Origin of the sequence: Rhodococcus sp. B7740, assembly GCF_000954115.1 — a bacterium.
Classification (GTDB): Bacteria; Actinomycetota; Actinomycetes; order Mycobacteriales; family Mycobacteriaceae; genus Rhodococcoides.
Window position 1 is genome coordinate 48,532 of record NZ_CP010797.1, and the last position, 22,547, is coordinate 71,078.

At 58.9% G+C, this 22,547-nt stretch carries 9 protein-coding genes; 6 read left to right on the forward strand and 3 right to left on the reverse strand.

The genetic code is table 11. The features are described 5' to 3' along the window. Positions 1-7: 7 nt before the first annotated feature. Both NY08_RS00230 and NY08_RS00235 read right to left on the reverse strand, forming a co-directional pair. Positions 8-499, reverse strand: coding sequence for a hypothetical protein (locus NY08_RS00230; RefSeq protein ID WP_045194205.1), 492 nt, complete (start codon positions 497-499; stop codon positions 8-10). Beyond that, positions 496-1,398: a ParA family protein gene (locus NY08_RS00235; RefSeq protein WP_045194207.1), complete on the reverse strand. Its 903-nt coding sequence runs from the start codon at positions 1,396-1,398 to the stop codon at positions 496-498. The genes NY08_RS00230 and NY08_RS00235 overlap by 4 nt, the downstream gene beginning before the upstream one ends. 138 nt (positions 1,399-1,536) lie before the next feature. On the opposite strand from NY08_RS00235, the gene NY08_RS00240 reads away from it, so the two are divergent. The 5 genes from NY08_RS00240 to NY08_RS00260 all read left to right on the forward strand — a co-directional run bounded on the left by NY08_RS00240 (position 1,537) and on the right by NY08_RS00260 (position 19,140). Then, on the forward strand, positions 1,537-2,679 hold the full coding sequence (locus tag NY08_RS00240) for a DNA cytosine methyltransferase (RefSeq protein WP_045194209.1): 1,143 nt from the start codon (positions 1,537-1,539) through the stop codon (positions 2,677-2,679). 124 nt (positions 2,680-2,803) lie between these two features. Then, positions 2,804-5,749 carry a helicase-related protein gene (locus tag NY08_RS00245; protein ID WP_235387037.1) on the forward strand — a complete coding sequence of 982 codons (2,946 nt, stop codon included), beginning with the start codon at positions 2,804-2,806 and terminating at the stop codon, positions 5,747-5,749. Further along, positions 5,746-10,500, forward strand: a complete 4,755-nt coding sequence (locus NY08_RS00250) for an Eco57I restriction-modification methylase domain-containing protein (protein WP_045194211.1) — start codon at positions 5,746-5,748, stop codon at positions 10,498-10,500. Before NY08_RS00245 ends, NY08_RS00250 begins: the two co-directional genes overlap by 4 nt. Further along, a complete protein-coding gene (locus NY08_RS00255; protein ID WP_045194213.1) occupies positions 10,500-16,883 on the forward strand; it encodes a DEAD/DEAH box helicase in 6,384 nt (2,127 codons plus the stop codon). Before NY08_RS00250 ends, NY08_RS00255 begins: the two co-directional genes overlap by 1 nt. A 16-nt stretch (positions 16,884-16,899) precedes the next feature. Beyond that, complete coding sequence (locus tag NY08_RS00260; RefSeq protein ID WP_235387038.1) at positions 16,900-19,140, forward strand: 3'-5' exonuclease; 2,241 nt, start codon at positions 16,900-16,902, stop codon at positions 19,138-19,140. 185 nt (positions 19,141-19,325) lie between these two features. Here the strand turns inward: NY08_RS00260 and NY08_RS00265 are convergent. Beyond that, positions 19,326-20,479 (reverse strand): IS3 family transposase gene (locus tag NY08_RS00265; RefSeq protein ID WP_144407431.1). Its coding sequence is split into 2 segments (ribosomal slippage): positions 19,326-20,197 and positions 20,197-20,479, totalling 1,155 coding nucleotides; the frame shifts between segments, so codons are not numbered across the junction. Positions 20,480-20,553: 74 nt separating this feature from the next. On the opposite strand from NY08_RS00265, the gene NY08_RS25385 reads away from it, so the two are divergent. Next, positions 20,554-22,437 (forward strand): AAA family ATPase, encoded by a 1,884-nt coding sequence (locus NY08_RS25385; RefSeq protein ID WP_144407286.1) that lies wholly within the window; start codon positions 20,554-20,556, stop codon positions 22,435-22,437. The last annotated feature ends 110 nt before the right edge of the window (positions 22,438-22,547 follow it).

Below are 22,547 nucleotides of genomic sequence, written 5' to 3' on the forward strand. Positions count from 1 at the left end.
GCTTCGTTCAACGGAAGGCATTGTCTCGCGAGCTGGTCGAGAGCGCGCGTTCGACGATGCGTTCTCGAACCTTACTGATTGTCTTCCACTTCATCGCTCTCCTGTCCGGGTCCATTCCGTACTGGTGGATGATGTCGCGGAGCTGCTCGAGGTCGAGTCTGCCGAGTTGGGTTGCGAGGCCGTCCTGCCCGTCGCTGCGCAGGATCTGGAACGGGTCGAGTACAGCAGGCGTGCGGGCGGTGCGGGTTCGTCGTGTTGGAGCTGTGGTCGCCGTCGGGGGTTCGGGGGTGCCGATAGTGGCAGGCGCTTGAGGAGCTGTTCGGGAAGAACTCAGGGCTGTTGCTGCAGAAGCGAACTCGGCGTTTCGGACCATCTCGTCAGCGGCGAGGCGAGCCAGCGTGAGAATGACGGTCGCGGCATTTTCGTTACGAGCAGACAATGCGAGAAGAGATGTCTCGAAGGAGGAACGGGCATTGGCAAGTGATTCTGGGTTGCTCATGTGTAAATCTCGACATTCGTCATCAGGTGGCTGGTCAATTCGTTCAGGGCCCCGACAGTAGGCCCGCCGCCGTATCGCTTGTTCAGGGTGCCCCAGTCGAAATAGTCAGCGGCGCTGGCGATTGCGATCGCGTCGGGGATGTAGACGGGAATGACGTTCGGTGGCCGTTCCGTCAGTTCACGTTCATGAGCTGGTAGCGCGTCGTAGTCGAGGACCGCATTCTGCAGGCGCTGGATGGTGTCGCGGTGCAGATTGGTGCCTTTGCGGTACTTCGTGATGATCAAGCCCAGCGCCTTGATCTTATGGCCTGTCTTGTCTGAGAACATGCGTACCCGCTTCTGGATTTGCGGAATACCGTACGTTGACAACACATCTGGGATGGTCGGGATGACATAGGCATCGGCCAGCATCAACCCATTTCGGGTGATAATCCCCATGTTCGGTGGACAATCGATCAAGATGTAGTCGTACTGATCACGAATTTTGTCCACGGCCCGCTTTAGTACGAGCACAGGCTCCAGCGAGTCCGGTTCGTCGTACTGCCACGCAGCGACCTCCTCGGATATCTCGATCATGTCGAGCGATGACGCGAGTAAGTCGATTCCTCCTAGATTCGCCAACGGCGACACGTTCCGTTGAATCGCATCCTCGATGTCGAATGATGCCGCTTCCGAATCGAGTGCTTCCTCGAACAGCGCTTTCAGTGTGCGACCGGAATTGTTCAGTGCCTGCCACTGATCGGACCCGATCATCATTGTGGTCAGGTTGGTCTGTGGGTCGAGATCGATCAGAAGGACGCGCTTTCCGAAGTCGCCTGCCATGAACTCCGCCAGCGCGGCCGTCATCGTGGATTTACCGACACCACCCTTGAGGTTGATGGTCGCAACTGCTTTGGCCATGGGGTGAGTGGGTCCTGTCGTCGGTTGTGTGTCCGGTATGGGTGATCCTGAGTCGAATGAGACTGTACGAGATTGCGGTGACACGGATAGCTGCAGGCTTGAGGACATCGACTACCGCTTGTCGTAAGCTTCGCGTTCATGGAAGACAGTCGCGACGTAGTCACCGATTTGTCATCGCACTCGGTCGTCGATCTGTTCGCTGGGCCCGGGGGCATCGACGTCGCCGCTACGTGGCTCGGCATGGAAGCCCACGGTATCGAATGGGACGAGGATGCGTGCGCCACCCGTCGGCAGGCGGGTTTGGACACCAGCCAGAATGACGTCCGTGAGCTCGGGCCCGCCAACTTCCCGGGTGCGACCGTCCTTGCCGGCGGCCCCCCATGTCAGACCTTCACAGTTGCGGGATCAGGAACCGGCCGTGACTCGATCGGCGTTGTCATTGAACTGATCGAACGCGTGGTGCACGGCGAAGACATTCGAGGCGAGCTTGCAAATCTCGGTGATGTCCGAACTGGTCTTGTGCTGGAGCCTCTTCGGTGGGTCAGAGATGCATATGTCGCGGGGAACCCCTACGAGGCAGTCGTCCTGGAGCAGGTACAAACGGTGCTGCCGGTGTGGGAGGCGATGAAGCCTGCGCTGGAGTTCTTCGGTTATCGAGTGGAGTGCAAAGTACTACGAACCGAACAATTCGGTGTACCCCAGACTCGGCGCAGAGCGGTGTTGGTTGCAAACCGGACCGTCACGCCAATCCGCCCAAGAGAGAGCCACCAGTCGTATAGCGCAGGAATGCATCGAGGTAGCGGCCCGCCGGACCTCGAGCCATGGGAGACGATGGGCACCGCGCTGAGTAGGTCAGGATGGTTCGAGGTCGTATCGAATTACGGCTCGGGTGGGATCTCCACAGCCCGTGGCCGGCGAACCTCAGATCAGCCCTCGGCAACCGTCACGGGTAAAGTGTCGCGCAATCGCATCCTTGATCGACAAGGCGTCGAGCAGAGCCGGTTCACGCCACATGAGGCAGGTCGACTGCAAACTTTTCCGGCTGATTACCCGTGGGTCGATTCTGCATGGGCCCAACAAGTGGGAAACGCAATGCCACCCAGACTGGCCGTGCACGCGCTGGCCGCTGCCTTCGGGCTTGTGCCATCGAGGTTGCAGCTCGATTCGAAGATCAGCAGCATGTGGACGAAACGTCGAGAAGACGCTTCGCCTGTCGAATTGGTGAGGCCAGCTAGCTCACACGACACGCAGCTCGACCGGGATGTTCTTGCAGCCGTCTGACCAAGCCTGGCCTTTCGGGGAATCAGTCACCGGAGTGACCTTCGAGGAACCTGCGTCGGCCTAACGAACTGACCGTTAGGGTTGTGTTCAAGCCGGTACCGAACACCCGAGAGGACCACTGCGCGTGACATTGAGCGTTACCCCCGAGAGTTCAGGTGCAACGGCTGATCGCCCGTTCAACGCCGCACCAGGGTCGATCGTCGAGGTTCGCGATGAGGAATGGTTGGTCTCCTCGGTAGAACCGACGTCGGACGGCCACGTTGTCCACGTGTTGGGACTCTCGGATCTGGTTCGCGACACCGAGGCGTCCTTCTCCACGGCGCTCGATACGGTGATTGTTGTCGATCCCACTGATGTCACGGTTGTCGCCGATACCTCCGACAAGTTTCGTAGATCGCGACTGTGGTTGGAATCCATGCTTCGCAAGACACCTGTAGCGATTGCGGATCCGAGTTTGGCCACTGCTCACCGGGCGCTGGCAAGGCCTCTCGAATATCAGTTCAAAGCAGTGCGTCAGGCGCTCGATCCCGACAACCTTCGACCCCGCATCTTGCTTGCTGATGCCGTCGGGTTGGGTAAGACTCTCGAGATCGGGATGATTCTGGCGGAGTTGGTACGCCGGGGCCGTGGTGAACGCATCTTGGTTGTGACTCCCAAGCACGTGCTCGAGCAGATGCAGATGGAGCTGTGGACTCGTTTCGCACTGCCGTTCGTTCGTCTCGATTCGGCGGGTATTCAACGGATTCGGCAGATTCTGCCTGCCACGCGGAACCCGTTCACTTATTACAAGCGGGTCATCATCTCGATCGACACTCTCAAAAGCGACCGCTACCTGAACCACCTCCGTAAGCAGCAGTGGGATGCGGTCGTCATCGACGAGTCTCACAACGTCACCAATGTTGCGGCGCAGAACAACCGACTCGCGCGCCTGCTTGCCTCGCGAACCGATGCGTTGATTCTGGCGTCGGCGACACCGCACAACGGTCGAGCGGAATCGTTTGCCGAGCTCATTCGTATGCTCGATCCGAGCGCGGTGTCCCCTTCGGGCGAGCTCGATACCGAACAAGTGAAAAAGCTGGTGATTCGGCGGCATCGGCACCATCCCGATGTAGCCGGCGAGGTCGGCGACGCCTGGGCGGAACGTCAGCCGCCGCGAAATATCACGGTTCCGGCGTCGGCGGGTGAGGATGCGTTGGCCCGTGAGCTAGAAGATGTGTGGCTCTGGCCCGAGCAAAGTCGGTCGGTGTATTCGGGATCAACACGGTTGTTCCCATGGGTACTCGCAAAAGCGTTCCTTTCCTCGCCCGATGCGCTCTCCCAGTCGATAACCGAGCGCCGCAAGCGGTTGGATCCCGATGACCTCGACGCAGCACGGGAGATGAGCGCCCTCGATCATCTCGGTGAGCTGGTTCAAGCAACCCCGCTGCGCAAGTCGGCCAAGTATATTGCCCTGCTCGACTACCTGGCCGAGATCGGAGTGAAGCGCAACGGTAATACTCGCGTGGTCGTGTTTGCCGAGCGAGTTGCAACACTCAAGGCTCTCGCACAGGCCTTGTCGGCTGACTTGAAGATGACGCTCACCGATGGCAGTGACTTGGGGAACGTCACTGTGCTGCACGGCGGGCTCAGCGATACCGAGCAGCAGGACATTGTCGAATCGTTCAAGCTCGAATCCTCGCCGATCCGTATTTTGGTGACCGGCGACGTTGCGTCAGAAGGTGTGAACCTTCACTCTCAGTGCCACGACATGGTTCACTACGACATTCCGTGGAGCCTCATTCGCATCGAGCAGCGCAATGGACGCATCGACCGCTACGGTCAGCGACATCGTCCTCGGATCGTGACGCTTCTCCTCACTCCCTCGACCACCCATTTCGCCGGTGACCTCAGGGTGTTGACGCGATTGGTGGAGCGAGAACACGAGGCGCACAAGGCTTTGGGCGAATCATCCTCGCTGATGGGCACCTACGACGTTGCCGCCGAGGAAGAAGCAATTCGCAAGGTGCTTGCAGGCGAAAGAAGCCTGGAGTCGGTGGTGCGATCTGTGGATCAAGTCGTTTCGGGTGGGGGACTCGACGGCCTGCTTGCACAACTCGGCCTTGGCGGGGGATCGGTAGCGGTAGACGAGAAAGCCACGCCCGCGCCGACTCCAAGCTTCGTTAAATCCGCGGACGCGTACCCGTCCGAGTTCGCGTATCTCTCCGACGCTTTGGAAGAGTTCATCGAAACACCGAGGCAGCCGGCACCGAACGGAGTGTCATGGAAAGTTCATGCGGCGCAGTCGATTGCGAGCCTCACGCCACCACGCGACCTGAAGCAGCGGCTCCAGGTGCTGCCGCAGTCCTACCTTCGTGCCCGGTCGGTCACCGACACGTACAAACTTGCGCTCACCCCGCTGCGAGGTGAGGAGGAGCTCCGGTCCGCACGTGCGGGGGAGTCCACCTCGACGTGGCCCGAAGCCCACTTTCTCGCTCCACTGCACCCCATTCTGGACTGGGCGGCGGACCGGTCTCTCGCAGATCTTGGGCGCCGGCAGATCTTTGCGGTGCGCGGATCGGTGGCCGACACGACTGTGCTGGTGCAGGTTACGCAGACCAACTTTCGAGGTCAGGTAGTTGCCGCGTCGTACTACACAGTGGCGTTCCCAGATCTGAGTAGCTCAAGTTTCAATTTCGCGCTGCCGCACAACGGATCCGCGGATGCTATTGCTGCCCTTCGCTTCGGAGATATCAATCGAGGTGACTTGGGCGACGTCGCCCCACTGCTCCCCGTAGTCGCCGCTGCGGTTCGCGCGGCGGATTCTGCAGCAGAGCAGCAGGCATCTGCTATCCGGGAAGAGACGGAGTCCCGTATTCGAGCGTGGACCTCGCGCGCTGAGCGATGGACTGACGAAGCTGATGCGCTGGTCCAACGCGATGAATTGCGACAGCGAACTGAACGCGTCATGCATGAGCGTGAGGCAGCAGAGGCTATGAACCCGGACCGTCGTCTGATCCGTCCGCTTCTGGTGGCGGTTCCAGTCGAACTCGACCTGCAGGCCGCAAGCACGACGAGGGAGAGCGATCAGTGAGCACCGCGTCCGACGCGCTGATAGTCGGTGAAGACTTCATCAGCGAGCACTACTTCACCACCGATGCCACATCCCAGTCGTTCAATGCCCGGGTAATCGAACGGCGCAAGCAGTGGGAGACCGAGCGAGCCGATGATCGGTCAACTGCGCGTTCACGTTTCACCGCGCAACGCGGAGATCTGACGCAGAAGTTCCTGGATCTTGCCGAAGTGGCAGATCAGCAGGCGCTCGAGTCTTTGTACTCCATCCTTCGGTCGATCTTCGGTTTCGAGGGTCTTCGCTGGGAGTTCACTCGTGTCGGGGCTACCGAGACCGAGGACGGTCCTGCACTCGCCGTTCGTGCTCGCGGTCTCGCGGGCCCCGCACCACTGGTCATCGTGGAAGGTGCCGCGGAGCTCAGCGTCGAGCAGCTGTTGTCGAAAGACGAAAAGACACTGCGAAGCACCTACCGCACCGAAGACGAGGACGCGGCGGGGGAGCCTCTCCACTCTGTCGCGCAACTGTTGTCCCACTTTTCAACGATGGAGGACGGGCCGCAGTTCATGCTGGTCCTAGCCGGCTCGAAGGCGCTCATCACCGAGCGAAGCAGGTGGCTGGAGGGACGCTACCTCGCCGTCGATCTTCAACTGGTGTGCGAACGCAACGACGACAAGCGTGGTGGTGAGACCGATCGCGCACTGACATGCGTGGCGGCGGAGTCGCTGGCCCCGGATGCCGAGGGCAACATCTGGTGGACCACTGTCATTGACGAGTCTGCCAAACACACAGTGGGAGTGTCGAAGGACCTTCGCGAGGGTGTGCGGCTGTCGATCGAGGTCATAGCCAACGATGTAGTCGTTCGGAGGCGACACAGGGGATTGGATCCGCTGCCGGATTCGCAGGCGCAGACGCTTGCGGCGCAGTCACTTCGCTACCTCTATCGCATCCTTTTTTTGCTGTACGCAGAAGCACGTCCCGAACTCGGCGTACTACCCACCGGTGAGCAAACCTACGAGCGCGGCTACAGCCTCGACCGTCTTCGCGAGCTACTCCTCGTCGAGTTGGTGACGCCGCGAGCCGAAAACGGCACACACATCTACGAGTCACTGAACGTGCTGTGCCAGTGGGTTGACAGCGGCCATGACGGTTCGCTTGGTGATTCGGCCCGAGCCGAGGGCTTGACGTTCCGGAACCTCAAAGCCGACCTCTTCCTTTCGGCGGCAACATCTTTGATCGACGAGGTCAAGCTCAGCAATTCAGCTGTGCAGAAGGTGCTGCGCCATTTGCTGTTGAGTAGGGAGTCTCGTGGACGTGACCGCGGGTTCATCTCTTACGCCGATCTCGGTATCAATCAGCTCGGCGCCGTATACGAGGGGCTGATGAGCTACACGGGCTTCTTCGCGAAAGACGCCCTGTACGAGGTAGCGAAGAATGGTGACTCGTCGAAGGGATCATGGGTGGTCCCGGAGGGACGAACCGACGGAATCGCGGAAGCCGATTTCGTCACGGTGAAAAGTGAACTCACCGGCGAACCGGTCAAAGTGCGACACGAACTGGGCACGTTTGTCTACCGGCTGGCCGGCCGTGAGCGTCAACAGTCAGCGTCTTACTACACGCCCGAAGTGCTGACAAAATTTACGGTCGGTCAAGCTCTCGCGGAACTTCTCGATCAAGACGGGTCGACGACTACCGCAGACGAGGTTCTCGGCCTTACTGTCTGCGAGCCTGCGTTGGGTTCGGGTGCGTTCGCGATCGAGGCAGTGCGCCAGCTTGCAGATCAGTACCTCACACGTCGCCAACGTGAGCTGGGTGAGCGAGTTGAGCCCGAGGATTATCCAGTCGAGCTGCAACGGGTGAAGGCATATATTGCTTTGCACCAAGTGTATGGAGTGGACCTCAACGCCACGGCTGTCGAGTTTGCCGAGATCTCGCTGTGGCTCGACACTATGGCGAAAGATCTTGACGCTCCGTGGTTTGGTCTCCACCTACGTCGAGGCAATTCGCTCATTGGCGCACGGCGCGCACTCATTCCGAGTGAGCAATTGACGTCCCGTAACTGGATGGATGCCACCCCGGTCGATGTCCGGTTTGTGGACAGCGCGCCCGGGCAGCCGATCACAGGTGTGAAGAACGGCATCCACCACTTTCTGCTCCCCACCAGTGGTTGGGGCTCGACGGTCGAAGCGAACGAGGCTCGAGAGCTCGCGCCCGAGGCCCTCGCTGATCTCAAGACGTGGCGAAAAGAACTCAAGCCCAAGCCGACCACCGAGCAGTTGCGTAAAATCAGAGGTCTCGCAAGTCGTGTAGAGACCTTATGGTTGCTGGCGTCCAAGAGGCTCGAGATTGCCGAGCGCGAAATCCGCCGGCCGATCCCAGTGTGGGGTCGCGATCCGGAGGTGCTTGAGACACTCGTGTCACGCGATGAGATCGAAAAGTCACTAGCCAATCCCAACGGTGCATATCGGCGGCTGCGTCGCGTGATGGATGCATGGTGTGCGCTGTGGTTCTGGCCACTGGTGGATGACGACGCATCCGTAGGCGGCAATCTCGTGGAGCCGCCCACTCTGGACCAATGGATCGACACCGTAAGTGGATTGCTGGGCTCGCCGGTTGCGAAATCTGTGCGCGAGAAGAAGGACGGGCAGCTGAACCTGTTCGCCATTTCGACCTGGGATGAACTCGAAGCCACCGAGGCCAACGAGCTGGTCTTTGCACAGGCCAAGAAAATTGATGCACTGAAAACCGAGTGGCCGTGGCTGGAGGTCGCGGAGCGAGTTGCTCAGCGGCAGGGGTTCTTTCATTGGGAGCTTGAGTTCGCTCCGGTTTTCGCAGGGGGCGGTTTCGATTTGCAGGTCGGGAATCCGCCATGGGTCAGGCCACGCTCGAACGTCGATGCGCTCTTGTCCGAGGGAGATCCTTGGTTCGGATTGACAAGCAAGCCAACTCAATCTACTTACCTGCTCCGCCGCGGGCAAACGCTTGACCTCAAAGGAATCGCTGATCTGGTCCTGGCTGGGACGTCTGACGTCGGAGCTGTAGCAGCATTCGTTGGGGATATTCATCTATATCCACACCTAGTAGGATTGCAGCCGGATCTATACCGATGCTTTATGGAGCATACGTGGCGCTGCCGGTCGATTGTGGGGACTATCGCGTTAGTGCATCCGGAGTCTCACTTTACCGACGAAAAAGCAGGACCTCTGCGTAGGGCTGCGTATCGCAAGCTCCGCCGCCATTGGCAATTCGTCAACACGATGCATCTATTCGAGGAAGCCGGGCATCTCAAAGAATTTGGTGTCCATGTTTACGGCAACGATCAATCGCCTTCTTTCCTGAACGCATCCTCAATTTACTGGCCCGACACTGTCGAGCGCTCGCTACGGCACGATGGAGCCGGCGTTGAACCGGGATTAAAAGACGAGGACGGCAAGTGGGAGTTGCGTCCTCATGCGGGACGCATTGTAACTGTCGACACGACCGTTCTGTCCTCATGGAAAGATGTTCTGGAGGATTCTGATACGCCTGTGCTTGAAACGCGGATGGTCTATACAGTAAACCGTTCGGCCGCGAGTGTCTTGCGTAAGATTGCCGAATCAAAACGGGTTGGCGAAGTAGGGCTCCATTTTTCCAGGGGGTGGGACGAGTCAATTGACCGCAAGAAGGGATACTTTGACTCGAAGTGGGGCGCTCCTGCGTCTTGGGATGACGTAATTCTTCAAGGTCCTCACATTCATGTGGCGGTCCCGTTCTACAAATCGCCAAATTCGACAATGCGATCTAAAGGAGACTGGTCGGATGTCGATTTAGAGGCGCTTCCGGTCGACTCGATTCCGGTCACTTCCTATAAGCCAAAAGGTGAAAAGGGGCGATACGACTTGGCCTATTCCTCTTGGCAGATGAACAGTAGCGACGGTGTTGTGGAATCGGTGTCAGCTCGCGATTGTTATCGTCTGGCATGGCGGGCAATGGCCGCGAATCCTGGTGAAAGAACTCTCATAAGTTCCTTAATACCTCCGGGTGCTGCGCACATAAATGCCGTGTTTAGCGTCGGAATATCGAAACACAGGATCGCGGACTTAGTCTTAGTCGCGGCGGCAATGTCGTCTCTGATTGCCGACTTCGGCGTGAGGGTTGCTCCAAAGTCGGGAATTTATCAAAGTGTGTTCTATAGACTCCCATTCGTCCGCGATGAGCGGTTCGCAACCGCACTACGAGTGCGTGCGCTGCGGCTAAACTGCCTGACGGAAAGCTACAAAGGCTTGTGGGAAGGCTGTTTTCAGGAGTCCATGTTGAGCGAAGAATGGACTGGTGGCTTTCGGTATAGTGGAAGAGCGCCGCTTGGCGAAGTTCCGAGGATTTGGACAGCGTCTATACCACTTCGCAATGCCGCCGACCGCCGTCAGGCGTTGATCGAAATCGACGCCCTAGTCGGTCTAGGATTGGGAATTTCGGCAGATGAGTTGTGCACAATTTATCGAACGCAGTTTCCGGTGCTTTTTGCAAACGACCGGGGCCGAGGGCCGAAGACCCAGTACTATAAAGTGTTCGACGCGAAGGGTCGAGCAGTGCCACTCAAGGTGCACGCACTCTGGAGGAAGAATGGAAATGAGCTTTCATCTGATGAGCGCACCGCAACTAACCCGTCCGGCAATACCTACACATACGAGCTGCCGTTCCAATTCCTCGACCGCGAAGCAGGCATGCGCGAGGCGTACGCAGAATTCGAGCGGCGGCTCGGAATTCAAGGCGGAACACGCTTGGAGACACACTGATGGCTTCAGAACTTCTGCCCCTCGCTCAGGCGGAGCGCATCACGGCGAGCTTACTGGACTACCTCGGTACTACCTTTGCTCTCGCTGACCCTGACGCCCGTCGCGCCCTCGATACTTTTCTCGCGCATACAACAACCGGAATGTTCCGAGGGCCTTATCTGCGTCTCCGGATGCCGTTTCGACCAGCTGAACCCGGCTGGCAGCAGTCGTTGGCGTGGGTCGGCGGTCTGACACCCTATGGCCACCAGGCCGCGGCCTTCGAGCGACTCAGCAGCGCAAATCTCGGACCGGACAAGTTGCGGCCGCTACCGACGCTCGTCACCACGGGCACCGGATCTGGCAAAACCGAAGCATTTCTCTACCCAATTCTCGATCACGTTCTTCGCTCGAAGCGACAGGGCGTCACAGGTACCAAGGCAATCATCCTGTACCCGATGAATGCTCTTGCCAACGACCAGGCGCAACGCCTCGCCGCATTGATCACGCAACACAAGGAGCTCGGTGGCATCACTGCCGCGCTGTATACCGGTGAAAAAGGCTCGACCAGAACAATTGTGAGCAGTGACGGACTTATCACCGACCGCGACGTGATTCGTAGCGTAGCGCCGGATGTTCTACTCACCAACTACAAGATGCTCGACCAACTACTCCTACGGCATGCCGATGCCGACTTGTGGCGTCAGAGTGCAACCAGCCTGCAGTATCTGGTTCTGGACGAGTTTCATACTTATGACGGTGCTCAGGGCACCGATGTGTCGATGCTTCTTCGCCGCCTGGGCATGACGCTGAAGAGCCATTGGTCTGACGATGATCCGGAAGTATCCCCCGAGGATCGCGCCCGCCCGCTGGGGCGAGTTACGCCTGTCGCTACGTCGGCGACACTCGGTGACGGTAATGATCCGTCGACGATGCTCGAATTTGCACGCACGGTTTTCGGCGACGAGTTCAGCGATGACGCTGTGGTCACCGAATCCCGCGAAATTCTGTCCGAGTGGGCTGCGGGCGCGGAATCGAGGCTCGCCGACCTTGAGATCAGCCCGGCCGCAATCGACGAGGATCGCGTTCTGCGGCTCGCGGTCGCTTCACCCGGTGACGATAAAGATCCCGCCGAGGTTGCACGCGCGGTATTTCGTGCGTTGTTCACGCACCCTTATAGCCTGACCGACAATCAGATCGATGAAGCGAGTCTGGATCTAGTCAAGGCGCATCCAGTTTTTAGCCGTTTGATCCAACGATGTGAAGCCGCTGTTGTTATTGCTGAGCTGGCAGACCCGGAACTGTTCGCCGAAAACGATGTTGCTGCGTCAACTGATCTGGCTCGTGTCGATCCACATGTACTTACCAACGCGCTTCGCTCGCTAGTGACCACCTTGAGCCACGTTCGTGCCGTGTCCGGTCGCACTGCTCCGTCTGTGGATGTACACCTGTGGATACGAGAGCTCACCCGGCTCGACCGCGCAGCGTCCGGTGCACCCCACTTCGCCTGGGGTGATGACGGTCTGGTCATAGACGATGCAGATGCCGAGGGACCGACGGCACCCTTCCTGCCGGCGTTGTATTGTCGGCACTGCAACAGGTCGGGCTGGGGCGTCTTGCTTGCTCCCACCGGTTCGGACCTCGACGTGGACGACACCACTATCCGTCGCCGGAAGCTAGGAGACGACGACAGATTCCGGGCACTGATTCACGCCCCTTCTGAGGGAGATGACGTCGCCGAATCAGCGTCTCCGTCAACATCTTCGACCACCAAGCCGGTCTCTGGTTCCGAGCTGAACTGGCTTGCGGTCGATGATCGCTGCCTCTCGTCGCAGCGTCCAGCCGAATCAGTGGTGGCGGAGGGGGGCGCGTTGCCGGTTTTGGTCAACGTCGGCGATACCGCCGGTGAGGACTCGGTGCGCGACGTCTGCCCGTCCTGCCGGCAGCGCGATGGGATTCGATTCCTCGGATCCGCGATAGCGACGATGCTGTCCGTCTCGCTGTCCACGTTGTTCGGGACGCCGGGGCTGGACCCGCGGGAGAAGCGAGCACTTGTGTTCACCGACAGCGTGCAAGACGCCGCGCACCGCGCCGGATTCGTTCAGGCACGGTCGAGGGCGCTCACGCTGCGCACGCTGATCCGGCAAGCGCTCGCCGACGGCGATATGAGCCTCGACGCGCTCGCTCACAAAATGGTGACCATGGCCGGTAACGATCGCGCAAAACGTTACCGGCTACTCCCGCCTGAACTGGCGGATCGCGACGACTTCTCGAAGTTCTGGAGCACGGCACGGTTGGGACGATCGTCGACGACATTGACTGGCTTCGTCACTCAGCGACTGCAACTCGACATCGAGATGGAATTCGGCCTTCGCTCCGGCGTCGGTCGAACGTTGACGAGAACCGGCACAGCTGTTGCTGAAGTGGACATCTCGCGCGCCGTTCTTTTGTCGTGCGCCAAAGAAGTTCTCGATGGGCAGGACGTCCAGCTGACTACCGACACCATCGGCGATGCGCAGCTGATCAGGTGGGTTCGAGGGACTGTCGAGCGAATGCGGAACCGAGGCGCGATCGCCCACGAGTGGTTCGAGAAATACCGAACGGACGACGGCAACCGGTGGTGGATCACCGGTGGTCGCAAGCGGAGTCAAGGAATGCCGGGCTTCGGTCGTGGGACATCGGCCCCGGGGTTCCCGATGCTGGGGACCACGAACCGTCGAGACAGCGATTTCGAGCCGATCGCGTCGGCGCGAGGTTGGTATGCGAGTTGGGCGGCCAAGACTCTTGAGGTCACACCTGCCGAAGGCGCAGTGCTGAGTCGCCTACTGTTCGAGCGGTTACGCCACCGCGACGTGATCGGCGAACTACCGGGTGGTGCTTCGACTCGGACGTTCCATCTATCGCCGGCATCGATAGTGGCCCGTGCAGTTATCAGCGCTGATGCCGTCGCGTTGGTGTGCTCGCATTGCGGCGATTCCATTGTGAGCGGGCAGGAAACCATCGACCAGCTCAAGGGCGGCCCGTGCCTGACTGTCAACTGCACCGGCAAGCTGGAGCAGTCGCTAATAGCCGCGAACTTCTATCAACAGATGTACGCCGTCAACGACATCCGCCGAGTCGTTGCCCGCGAACACACGTCCCTGCTGCCGGATGAGAAAAGGTTGGAGTACGAGTCTCAGTTCAAGGAGACGAATCCGCCTCCGAACGCGCCGAATGTCCTTGTCGCCACCCCCACGCTCGAGATGGGCATCGATATCGGCGATCTGTCCGCCGTGATGCTTTCCTCACTCCCGCGGACGGTAGCGTCGTACCTCCAACGGGTGGGCCGCGCCGGCCGACTCACCGGAAATGCGTTGGCGCTGGCCTACGTCACCGCACGCGGAGATCAGTTGCCCCGCTTCGCCGATCCCAATGCCACCATCAACGGAGCGGTACGTCCGCCCGCCACTTACCTCGACGCGGAGGAGATTCTTCGACGCCAGTTCCTGGCATCGGTCGCCGACCGTCTTGCTCGTCAAAAGAACGCACCTCATCCGAGGACGACACCAGACGCTTTGGCTGCCGCCGGACCAACCACCTACCTGGGCACGCTGATCGCCGATGCCGAGGTCAATTCGGCACTGTACGTCGACGAATTCGTCGCTGGTTTCTCCACGCTTGCCTCTGATGTAGCCGAGCGGTTGCGCGCTTTCACTACGCCGCAGAGTGGTTCCGAGAGCAGTGAATTGGCATCTCGTTGCCATGCAGCGTCAGTGGAGTGGACGCACCGGGTTGAGACGTTGCAGCATCGTCTGAAGGCTGTCGAAGCTGCTATCCCAGAGTTGCTGACGGCCTTCAACACTACGGTTGCGACCGAGGAAGACAAGGTGGCGTACCGGACCGCGCTCGCGGCGCAACGACTGGTGCGTAACCAACTCGCAGAACTCCGGTCCGAGTACTGGATCAGCGCACTCGAATCGTTCGGACTCTTCCCCAATTACACGCTGCTGGACGACTCTGTGACCCTGTCGGTATCGGTCAACTGGATTCACCCTGAGACCCAGGAGTTCGAACACACCGAGTTCGAGTTGAGCCGAGGTTCAGCTCAGGCACTGCGAGACTTCGCACCCGGATCAACCTTCTACGCAAGCGGATTCGCCATCGCTATCGATGCAGTGGACCTCGGTGCGGATGGAGACGCCGTTCGCGAGTGGGCATGCTGTCCCGAATGCGGTTTCGTCGCCGATCTCGGAGAAGGCGGCGTCGCGCCGTCGCAGTGCCCCCGGTGTGGAACTGTTGCGATAGCCGACATCGGCCAACGGTTACCCGTTGTCGAGCTGTCGAGCGTCTCGGCTGTCATTCGTCGCGAAGAGGCATCCATCGACGACGGGCGAGAAGAGCGGCTACGTACCCCGTACACCATCATCACCGCAGCCGATATCGACCCGAAGTCGTTCACCCGGCGCTGGTTCGTCGACGGTCTCGGCTTCGGCGCAACTCACCGTCGTTCGATGACGATCCGATGGATCAATACTGGTGGGAGCCGGGGTGGCGGTTCGTCGCGGTTGCTGGCCGGAGGTGAAATCGAATCCGCAATGTTCCGTGTGTGCTCCGAATGCGGGAAGCTCGACACTGATACTCGACGAAACTCGGCCGGCGAGCACCGACCTTGGTGCTCGTATAGAAAGGCGCTCGAAGAGTCGACTGTCTCGGTCGCACTGGCGCGCTCGTTGACCACGGAAGGCCTTGTCCTTCGGCTGCCGCCCTCGGTGACGTGGGGAGATTCTTTTGCTATCCCCTCACTGTCTGCCGCGGTGCTACTCGGGTTACGAGAACGGATCGGTGGAGATCCTGATCATCTGCAGATTGTTTCTGTCAGCGACCCATCTCTCAACGGGGACAACCGGCCCGGTCTCTTACTGCATGACATAGTTCCTGGTGGAACGGGTTATCTGTCGGATCTCGCTGATCCACAAGCGATCTGGGACGTACTTCGGCTCGCACATGATGTCGTAGCTTCGTGCGAGTGCCAGTACGCCGGGAAGCTGGCCTGCGAAAAATGCTTGCTGCCCTTCGCATCGTTCCCCGATGTGAAGTTCACGTCGCGAAGCGCTGCCGTACGCCATCTACGAACTCTGTTGCTGGGTCGCGAACTGCCTAGCGACGACGAGTCACCGATCCCGGACACAATGCCATGGCCGATCACGGCCGACGAGCCTCCGTCAATCGACCACGAGTCCAATCTGGAACGTCGGTTCCGGGTGGTCTTCGCCGAAAGGCTGAAAGCTCTGGGCGCGACCATCGTGGAGAAACCAACCGATAGGGGAGTCGCTTGGGACGTCGCGCTCGGGTCGTCCAACAGGTGGAGTCTGCGGCCTCAAGAGAACATCCTGGGCAGTAAACCCGACTTCGTTCTGACATCGGCGACACCCGATGTCCCGCCAACTGCAATATTCACGGACGGTTGGCAATTCCATGCCAGCCCGGCGACGAACCGACTGGCGGACGACGCCGAGAAGCGACGCAATCTCCGCGATGGCGGATATCAGGTAGTCGCTATCACTCACCAGGACTTGGAGGGGAACCCGTCGACGTCCACGGTTCTGAACGCGGATCACATTCCGAACCTCTTGAAGATGGCGGGCGATCAACTCGCGAAAGGCTCGATAGACCTGGTCTTTGCGACGAGCATCGACCTTCTCCTGGCGTGGATGCAGAGCCCGCAAGCCCACCCTCGTCGAAACCTTGCTCATTGGCTGCCGGTCATGGCAATCATGGGGATGGGTACTTCTGCGACACGCACCGGCGGTGCGGCACCGGCAGAACTTGCACTGAGTCTCATCGACGGGAACGTCGTCGAGAAACCTGCGGGCGACACGCTCGTATGGCGTGACCAGGGCTTCGCAGTGTCGGTGCGAGTCCCAGAAGGCAAGTCACTCGGCGAGGCCGAAATTGCCATCGTCATCGACGACAATGACGCGGCATTGTCAGTGGAGACGCGCGATCAGTGGAGAGAGTGGCTTCGTTGGTCCAACCTGCTCGAACTGCGTCCACTCACCGCCGTTGTTACCACACGGCGGCACCTGAGCTCGGCGTCGATGAGCATCGCACCTGCCGATACGCCCGTTCAACCTGTTGCGGCCGATAGTGATGCATTGAGTGGACCATGGCGCGAGGTCTACGACGGAGTGATCGGCCCCGTACAGGCGTTGGTGACTGCCCTTGCAAAGTTGGGTGTTCCGGTGCCGGAGGTTGGGGAAGAAGTGTCGGGGCTGCCGGTGGAGATTTCGTGGCCAACGTTGCGCATAGCAGTCGATCCCACGCTCGACGGGACAGATCAGCAGGAATTGTCGGAGGCAGGGTGGACACTGTGTGCGGCTGATGCCGAGTCAGTAGCAGAAGCGATTCAAGCTGCAGCGTTGCGCTAGAGCTCATAGTTCACCGTTGGTTCAGAAGGAAGGCGACTCAGTGCCCCAGATTGTGATCGGTCGTGGGCTGGACAAGATCGATGGAAGTCTTCACAAAGCGACCTACGCATTCCTTGCGAAGTTGTCAGCGAACGACGACAACAAGAGTCTGCACATCGAGCCGATCAACAACTCAGCTGATCCTCGCGCGCGAACTGGCCGCGTGGACCTGTCCAACCGAGCAGTGTTGTTCAAACTTCAGGGGAGTGGACAGGAGGCGTCCTACGTCTTCATCGGAACGTTTCAGCACGACGAGGCAATCAAGATTGCTCAAACTCGCCGAATGACGATCAACCCGCGCAACGGTGTGGCTGAACTGTTGCCGGTAGAAGAGCTTCCGCCCGTTTTCGTCGCTCCCACGGTGACGGCTGCACGGGCGGAAGCGCTGGAGCTTCCTGACTCCCACGCAGAAAAAACGTTGCGGGAAAGGGAATTCACGGTAGAGCATCTGGCCGATCTGGGGATGGATCACGATTTTGCCGCGGGTGCATTGGACATCAACGACCCGGACGCGCTACTGGAGTATGCCGAGTCGGCACCCGCGACCTGGCAAGGCACCGCCCTCGTGGATATCTTCACGGGTACGTCTCTGACCGACATCAAAGACAAGTACACACTCGACACCGATACTTCGGACGAGGGCACCGATGACGACAAGCTGCTCAAGGCACTGCGGCATCCCGCCGCACAGATGGAGTTTGCCTTCATCGAGGACAACGACGAGCTTCGCGAAGCGATCGAGCGGCCGGATTTCGCGGCGTGGCGTATCTTCCTACACCCGGAACAGCGAACCTACGCGGGCCGTGACACCAACGGGCCATTCCGCCTGACGGGTGGAGCAGGAACTGGCAAGACTGTCGTCCTCCTGCATCGCGCACGTGAGCTCTATCGAAAGAACCCGGCAGCGCGGATTGTGCTCACCACCTACGGTTCAACCCTTGCCGAAAGCCTGCGAACACAATTTGGTCAACTGGATGCGTCGGTTCCTCTAACAACCGATTTGGGTCAGTCCGGCGTGTTCATCTCGGGAGTCGACTCCATCGCGACCCGCGTGCTCCACAAGTACGAGGCCGCGCTCGGAGGCAAAGCCTCCGGGAACGGTGCAGTCGCAGGGGTTCTCGGCCCCCGCACTGCGGAGGTCTTCAAGAGCCAGGCCCAGGATGCGTGGAAGCAGGCGATCGCGACATACGGCGTCGATCTGCCAAGCGATCTCAAAGTGGACTGGTTCTTCGAGGCCGAGTACAGCCTCATCGTGCTGCCGAACCTTGTGACCACTCGCGACGACTATCTACGTGTGAAGCGAGCAGGACGAGGGGTGTCTCTGAACCGAGCGAAGCGAAATGCTGTGTGGGACGTCATCGCTGGTTACCGAGCATCCTCCGCCGCGTCGGGTTCGACTGATTACGAGGAGCGCGCCGCGATTGCTTCGACTGTGTTGCGCGACGACACGAATGATTTGGCGGACCACGTACTCGTCGACGAAGCGCAAGATCTGAGCCCAAGTAGGTTTCTGCTACTGAGAGCTCTCGTACCCGAGGGCAAGAACGACCTCTTCTTTGCCGAGGACACTCACCAGCGAATCTACGGGCAGCGGGTAGTTCTCGGGCGTTACGGAATCAATATCGTGGGCCGCTCGCGGCGGCTGACGCTGAACTACCGCACCACTGAGCAGAACCTGCATTTTGCGCTGGGAATCCTTGCGGGATCTGAGTTCACGGACCTCGGGGACCAGATCGAGTCGTCGGAGGGGTACCGGTCGGCCCGCACCGGGCCGAAGCCGAACCGACTGGAGGTCTCCAACCTCACCGAGCAGTATCAGGTTGTTGCCGAGCTCGTCGAGGACTGGATCGAGACCGGTACAGATCCGGAGTCGATCGGACTCCTCGTATCGACAAAGAAGGAAGGGCAGTCGCTTCCGCGTGCACTCGGTGAACGAAACGTGCGGGCTACCTTCGTCGATCGGGGTTCCGCCTCTGCGAAGGGAACTCCCCAGGTCATGACAATGCACCGCGCCAAGGGCATGGAGTTCGCAAAGGTAGTCCTGGTGGGAGTCGGCGAGAACTCGGTTCCTCGTTCTTACATCATCGACTCCTTGCCCGAGGGGGAGCGAGAGGATGCCTTGCAGCGTGAGAGGTCTTTGCTCTACGTCGCAGCTACTCGCGCGAGAGACGAGTTGGTCGTGGTGTGGACCGGTAAAGCAAGTTCACTGTTGCCCTGAGCAGTAACGGTGTTCGAGCAGTAGGGATTAGCCGTGTGCACTTGCTTGCGGGTGGCTCCAGGATGCGAACCTTCGTGTGGCGGTGCCGAACGTCCGCGATACCTTCTGCTATCTTGGCTGTCAAGCTGCCGAACTTAGGGGATCGGGACTGCCCCGACTTCAGTTGACTAGTGGGGTTGAGCGATTCAGGCCGCGTGTGCGGTCCGGTTGATTGTCTCAAACTCGATAGGGGTGAGCTTGCCGAGGCGCCGTTGACGGCGTTTGCGGTGATAGGTCTTTTCGATCCATGTCACGATCGCCAGCCGTAGTTGCTCGCGGGTCGACCACCGCTGGCGGTCGAGGACGTTCTTCTGCACGAGTGCGAAGAACGACTCCATCGCGGCGTTGTCACCGCACGCCCCGACCCGCCCCATAGAACCTCGTAACCCATTGCGCGACAGTGCATGTACGAACTTCCTGGATCGGAATTGGCTACCGCGATCCGAATGCACGATAGTCCCCTCCGAGCCTCTTTGCGCCACAGCATTATCCAATGCTGACACCGCTAACGAGGCCTTCATCCTGGAGTCGATCGAGTAGCCGACGATCCTGTTCGACCAGACGTCCTTGATCGCGCAGAGATACAGTTTGCCCTCGTCGGTGCGGTGTTCGGTGATGTCGGTCAGCCACAGCTCGTCCGCGGCCCGTGCGGTGAACTGACGGTCGACGAGGTCGTCGTGAACCGGCGGGCCGGCCTTCCTGTTCAGGCCTCGCTTCTTCGAGAACACCGACCAGATGCGTTCTTGTGAGCACAACCGCGCGACCCGGTTCTCGCTGGCGGTGATCCCGCGGTCGGGTAGTTCGTCTGCGATGAAGCGGTAGCCGAATGCGGGGTCGTCGTCGTGGATCTCACGAGCAATGTTGATCAGATGCGCATCATCCCAATCTCGTTGCGTGACTGGCTGTTTCTTCCATTTGTAGAACGCTTGGGTTGAGAAACCGAGAACCCGGCAGGTCACTGTGACGGGTACTCCGTCGCCAGCAAGGTCGAGGACCAGCGGGTAGATCATTTTGGGAGTATGTCTCGACTCAGATAGGCGGCGGCTCGCCGCAGAACGTCGTTTTCCTGCTCGAGCAGCCGGTTGCGCTTTTTTAGCTCCCGCAGCTCAGCGGACTCGTCACCAGGGTTCTGCCGGCCGTCACGGACGACGCCGTCTTCACGATCGGCAATCTTGAGCCAGCGGTGCAGGCAACCTTCGGAGATTCCGAAGTCCTTCGCGATCTGACGCAACGGGGCCTCGCCCTTGCGTGCGACGGCGATGACGTCGCGGCGGAACTCCTCGGGAAATGCTTTCGGCATGGTGAACATCCTTCCACCGTGAGGAGCGATCCTCACAGATCAGATGTCAACCAAAGCTGGGGCAGTCCCATCTGTTGTCAGAAGATGCTGGTCTTGAGGACACTCCTTCAGAGGTCCTATTTAAGAAGTTCGGCCACAAATCGGTCGAACCGGTACTAACAGAAATGCGCTTTCCTCACTACAAGTCACTCGCTGCGGACTTGACGATTAGTTTTTCGTTTCCGATAACAGCATTGGTTGGCGCAAACGGTACAAACAAGTCCTCGATTCTCCATGCAATCCAGGCGGCTCCAGAAGGCCGCAGCGTTGGCGATTTTTGGTTCTCAACTGCGGTGGATAAAATTGAGCGAAGGCGTCTTATAGGATCCGACAGGCATCGCTTTATCTACAAGTATCGGACCCGCGTAGGAAATAAATTAGTCCAACCCGAATGCAGAAAATCTCGCGTAACCCGCGACTATCGGTCGACTGTTCCGAAATCGTTGGAGGGTCAGCGAGACCCCGACGTATGGGAGCCTACTAAACTTGCCTTCAAAGCGGACCGGATGACCCCGCCGCCACCAGAAGGCGGCCCCGCAGATGATCTATTATACGATTCGCGACAGCGATGGAAGCTTATAGACAAGCCGGTCGTGTACTTAGACTTTAGGTCTGAATTGTCGGCTTTCGACAAATTTTTCTACCACTCTCCGTTTACGCAATGGTCACCGAACCGCGCCCGGAAGAAGCTTACTCTGGTCGTACGGTCCAACGGTTTGGCGACAGCTTTTAATAGCGAGAAGCCTAAAAAGGTCGACGAAGGCAAGGTGAAGGAGCGGCGCGAGCTATCGGCGGAATCAATTCTGGCTGTGAGCAAAATTCTTGGCAAAAATTTCACTGAGATTCATCTAATCCGTCACCAATTCTACTCCGCGGTTGGGTTCTCGGCTCGAATGACCCTAAAGGGGCGTACTTACTCAGAAGCGCACGCAGGCAGTGGTGAATTCGCGATAGTCAGGCTTGTGGACGAAGTGGTTGAAGCAAGACCAAAATCGTTGATAATTCTCGACGAACCAGAAGTATCGCTACATCCCGGCGCTCAAAGGAACCTGATCAGATTTCTAAAAAAGCAGTGTCTTGCAAACGGGCACCAGATTGTGATGTCTACCCATTCCCCTACCATCATCAGCGAGCTTCCGCCCGATGCTGTCAAGCTGCTTGGCACCCGAACCGGTGAGGGTGAAGTGCGGTTGCTATCTGACAGGACATTGCCGGGAGAGGCATTTTTCCATTTAGGTCACTTCACTGACGGTCCGGGACAAAAAATCGTTGTCGAAGATGAGCTGGCGGCGGAAATAGTCTCGCGCGCAATCCGTGTTTTCCATCCCGAGTACTTATCTGTTATTAGGCCATCAATATTTCCTGGTGGCGGTGATGGAATTCTTAAGAATCTTCTGCCAGCACAGGCGCTCGTTGCATCGACGGACGTAACTATATTGCTCGACGGGGATAAATGTCAGTGGGACGCCGACTGGACGCAAAATGCAGTTACAAATCCAGAGCAGGCCGAAATTGATTGGGTTGGGCACCTGAAGCGGAATCTGGGATTGGAGCCAGAGCTGTTTCCTGATGGAGCCGGAGGAAAAGCCGACAATCTTAGCAGATCCCGAAACGCCAAGATCGTCGCTAAGTGGGCTAAATCTGAGCTATTTCATCTGCACGGTTTGTCGCCTGAGTCGGCACTGCTCTATGAGATGCAGGCGGCAGAATTTTTGGTTGGGCCTTTCGTCAGTGCAGAGGTTGGTAAGCGATACTTCATTAGTCAAACCCGGAAATTTCACGGCAAAATCGACTCCGAACCGGTGACAGCCGCAGAAATCTTTGGATATCAGAAACACGAGATTTCTAAGCTCGATTCTAGGAGTGCCTTGATCTGTTCGGCGAACCGCGCAGTTGAGCGTGCGATATCCAAGATGTAGCGGCGTTAGCGAGTCATTCAATGAAACTAATCGCTGACTCTGCTTCAAATCTCTACAAGCTTCGGATCCCACACTGTACTTTCTCCAGGCCTAATTTATGTCAGGTGCCG